We start from the raw sequence: 3,556 nt of genomic DNA, 5'->3' as shown, positions 1-3,556 counted from the left end.
TGCCGGGAGCGGTGGCGGGGGTGCCGCCGGGGCTGCTTCCGGGTGGGCCGCCAGGGCCGCTGCCGGGGCCGGTGGCGGGGGTACCGGTGTCCGGGGCCTCGATGCCCGCGGCGAGCACCACATGGGGCGTGTCCAGGTCCGCCCGGAGCCGCGCGGCGCGTTCGCGCAGCAGCCGGGGCTCACGGTCGGGGGTGTCGAGGAGGTCGTCCAGCAGCTCACCGCGCACCCGCTGTTCGGCCTCGCCCGCCGAGCGGCGGGCGAGCTGAAGCAGCGAGGTGACCATCGCGGCGCGCTCCAGGGTGCGCTGGTCCATGGGATCGAGCCGGGGGTGGCCGCGCAGCACGAGCGCGCCGAGGAGTTCGCCACCCGCCGAGACGGCGGCGACCCAGTCCTCCTCGCCGTCGCGCACCGCGTGGCCGTCGGCCCGGGACCGGTCGACGGCCGCCGCGGGCGCCGCGTCGACCTCGAGGAACTCCACGGAACCGCTGAGCACCTCGGCCACGGCATCGGCCACGTCGTGCACCCCGCCACCGCGCAGCACCAGCTCGGTGAGCCGGTCGTGGACCTCGGAGGCCCGCTCGATGACCCGGCTGCGGTCCCGGATGATCTCGTTGGCGGCCTCCAGCTCGGCGAGCGCCGTACGGGTCTCGGCGAGCAGATGGGCGGTGTCGATGGCCACGGCCGCGTGGGCGGCGAACGAACCGAGCAGCGCCGTCTGCTCACGTTCGAACACCCGGGCCCGGCGGTCGGCCGCGAACAGCACACCGATGACCCCGCTGCCGAGCACCAGCGGCACCCCGAGGATGGCTACGAGGCCCTCGTCCCTGACGCCCGCGTCGATGGTGTGGGTGTGCTGGAACCGCGGATCGTGGAAGTAGCTCTCGGTCACATAGGGGCGGGCGGTCTGGGCCACCAGACCGCCGAGCCCCTCCCCCATGCCGAGCCGCAACTGCTGGAAGCGGGCCGAGACCGAACCGTCGGTGACCCTCATATAGGTGTCACCGGCCGTCGGGTCGTTCAGCGTCAGATAGGCGACCTCGGTGCCCAGCAGGGAGCGGGCGCGCTGCACGATGGCCTGGAGCACCGCGTCCAGATCGCGCAGCCCCGCCAGGTCGTGGGCGGTCTCGTAGAGCGCGGACAGCTCGGCCTCGCGGCGCCGTCGCCCCTCCAGCTCGCCGCGCACCCGCAGGGCGAGCAGCTTGGCGCGCTCCAGGGCCGCCAGCCGGTCGGCGGGGGCCTTGTCGGCGCGGGCGCGCAGCACCGGGCGCTCGTACGCCTCGGCGGGCGCGCCGCGTGCGAGCAGTTCCAGGTAGGGGGCCTCCGGCCGGTCGTCGGGCATGGGCACAGACATACTCCCGCCGGGCCCGGGGGCGCCAGCCGTAAGGCGGCCCGGTGCTCCTTGGACGGGGCGGCCGGGCAATACGCGGTCCGGTGGCTGAGCCAATGGGCCACCGTCCGTCGATGGCTGAGCCAGTCCGTCCGCCAGTGGCTGAGCCAATCGGCCACTGTCCGCCAGTGGCTGAGCCAATCCGTTTTCGTGGCCCGGTGGCTGAGCCAATCGGCCTTCGTCGCCCGGTGACCGATCCGGTGGCCCGCTCAGTGGGCGGTCCATCCGCCGTCCATGCTGAGCGAGGCACCGGTGACGAAGGACGTGTGCGGACCGCAGAGATACGCGACGGCCTCGGCGACCTCCTCGGGTTCGACCAGCCGCTTGACCGCCGTATCGGCCAGCAATACCTCGGAGACGACCCGCTCCGGCGAGATCCCGTGGGCCTCGGCCTGGTCGGCGATCTGCCGTTCGACGAGCGGGGTGCGCACATAGCCGGGGTTGACGCAGTTGGAGGTCACCCCGTGCGCCGCGCCCTCCAGGGCGGCGACCTTGGAGAGCCCCTCCAGACCGTGTTTGGCGGCCACATAGGCCGACTTGTACGGGGAGGCGCGCAGCCCGTGCACCGAGGAGATGTTGACGATCCGGCCCCAGCCTTGCGCGTACATATGCGGCAGCGCGCCGCGCACCAGCCGGAACGGGGCCTCGAGCATCACGGTGAGCACCCGGGAGAAGACCTCGGGCGGAAAGTCCTCGATGGGCCGGACGAGTTGGAGCCCGGCGTTGTTGACCAGGATGTCGATTCCGGCGGCGGCCCGTTCGGCGGCGTCGAGGTCGGTGAGGTCGAGGGGGTGGGCCTCGACCGGGCCGGGCAGTCCGGAGGCCGCGGTGACCAGGCCGGTGAGGCCCTCGGCGTCCAGATCGACGGCCCGCACCCGCGCCCCGGCGGTGGCCAGCCGCAGCGTACAGGCCCGGCCGATGCCCCCGGCTGCGCCCGTGACGAGTGCGGTGAGGCGGGACAGATCGAGGCCGTCGGACGGCCGGGGGCCCGGGCCTGGTGTGGTGGACGCGCTCATGAGGGGCACATTAGGCAGCCACCGGGCCCGGTCCGATGTGGGGGCGGCACATACTTCACTCCGCGACGGTGGGCTCGAACCATGTCGGGCCGTCCTCGATCGCCTGCTTGATCCGGGACAGGGAGAAGTCCTCCATCTCGGGCAGCGCGTCGAGCGGGAACCAGTCGACGTCCAGCGACTCGTCGTCGTTCACCCGTGCCTCGCCGCCGACCGCGCGGCAGCGGAAGCAGACGTCCACGAACTGGCACTGGTCGTCGTTGGGGTAGGTCACCGGCGCCAGGGTCCGTACGAGCACGATGCGTTCGGGGACACAGCGCACCGCCGTCTCCTCCTCCACCTCGCGGACCACCGCCGTGGCCGGCTGCTCACCGGGTTCGGGGATGCCGCAGATGATCGTCCAGCGGCCGTTGTCGGCCCGGCGGCCCAGCAGCACCCGCCCCTGGTCGTCGAAGACCACGGCGCTCACGCCCGGCAGATAGAGCAGTTGGTGGCCGATGGAGGCCCTGAGGTCACGGATGAAGTCGGGGGTCGGCATGGGCCGAGGGTATCGGGCACAAAAGGGGGCGCGCACGGCGGCCGAACGGCGCCCTCCACGGTGGGCGTTTCACTACCGACTCATCGTTTCTGCGCACCATATACACATTCCTTACGACAAGCGCTACGGTTTCGGATGTCATGGCTCGCACGACGGCCGTAAGGCGTGTCGATGCGGTGCCCGTCACGACGGGGGGTCGACGGGATGACGTCATCAGTGGTGGAGCCTGTCGTGCAGGATCACGGCAGACCGGCCGACGGACGCGCCGGCGCGTCCGATTTCGCGGGGGTCCTGATCCTGGCCGGCTGCGCCGCCTGGGCCCTGATCGCGGCCATGGGGCGGCCGGCCCGCCCCGAGGGGGTGCTGCTGGCGGTGCTGGCGGTGGCCGCCGGTTACGCATGCGGCCGGATCGCCGGATCGCTGCTGCCGTTCGCCGCGACGGCTACCGCCGGGCTCGCGGGGTTCGGCCTGGCCTGTGCCTCGCCGTACGGGCTCACCGGCCATGAGGGGGCGGGTGCGGGCCAGCTCACCCTGGCCACGGGCGCGGTCTGCTGTGCGGCCTGGGCCGCCCCGCGGGCCCTCCGCCCGGCGCTGTGGCTGCCGGCCGCGGCGATCACG

3 protein-coding genes and 1 pseudogene are annotated in these 3,556 nt (G+C 73.2%); 1 reads left to right on the top strand and 3 read right to left on the bottom strand.

Annotated elements, in window-relative coordinates; genetic code table 11:
* The 3 genes from KN815_RS47705 to KN815_RS47695 all read right to left on the bottom strand — a co-directional run.
* Window positions 1-1,351: GAF domain-containing protein (locus tag KN815_RS47705; RefSeq protein ID WP_372458657.1), on the bottom strand; the 1,351-nt coding region annotated here is incomplete at its 3' end.
* 245 nt (window positions 1,352-1,596) lie between these two features.
* The gene (locus KN815_RS47700) at window positions 1,597-2,403 is read right to left on the bottom strand and encodes a 3-hydroxybutyrate dehydrogenase (protein WP_216348009.1); all 807 of its coding nucleotides are present in this window, start codon (window positions 2,401-2,403) and stop codon (window positions 1,597-1,599) included.
* Window positions 2,404-2,458: 55 nt separating this feature from the next.
* Window positions 2,459-2,938: an NUDIX hydrolase gene (locus tag KN815_RS47695; RefSeq protein WP_216348008.1), complete on the bottom strand. Its 480-nt coding sequence runs from the start codon at window positions 2,936-2,938 to the stop codon at window positions 2,459-2,461.
* A 231-nt stretch (window positions 2,939-3,169) separates the two neighbouring features.
* On the opposite strand from KN815_RS47695, the pseudogene KN815_RS47690 reads away from it, so the two are divergent.
* A pseudogene (locus KN815_RS47690) lies at window positions 3,170-3,556 on the top strand (O-antigen ligase family protein); the annotation flags it as partial.

Source organism: Streptomyces niphimycinicus (assembly GCF_018883605.1).
GTDB classification, from domain to species: Bacteria; Actinomycetota; Actinomycetes; order Streptomycetales; family Streptomycetaceae; genus Streptomyces; species Streptomyces niphimycinicus.
Note: the sequence above shows the minus strand (reverse complement) of the source record. Positions and strands in the feature narration are given on the sequence as shown.

Excerpts from the sequence above, each read along its gene's own strand:
- KN815_RS47700 (WP_216348009.1), bottom strand. The coding sequence starts at position 2,403 with ATGAGCGCGTCCACCACACCAGGCCCGGGCCCCCGGCCGTCCGACGGC.
- KN815_RS47695 (WP_216348008.1), bottom strand. The coding sequence starts at position 2,938 with ATGCCGACCCCCGACTTCATCCGTGACCTCAGGGCCTCCATCGGCCAC.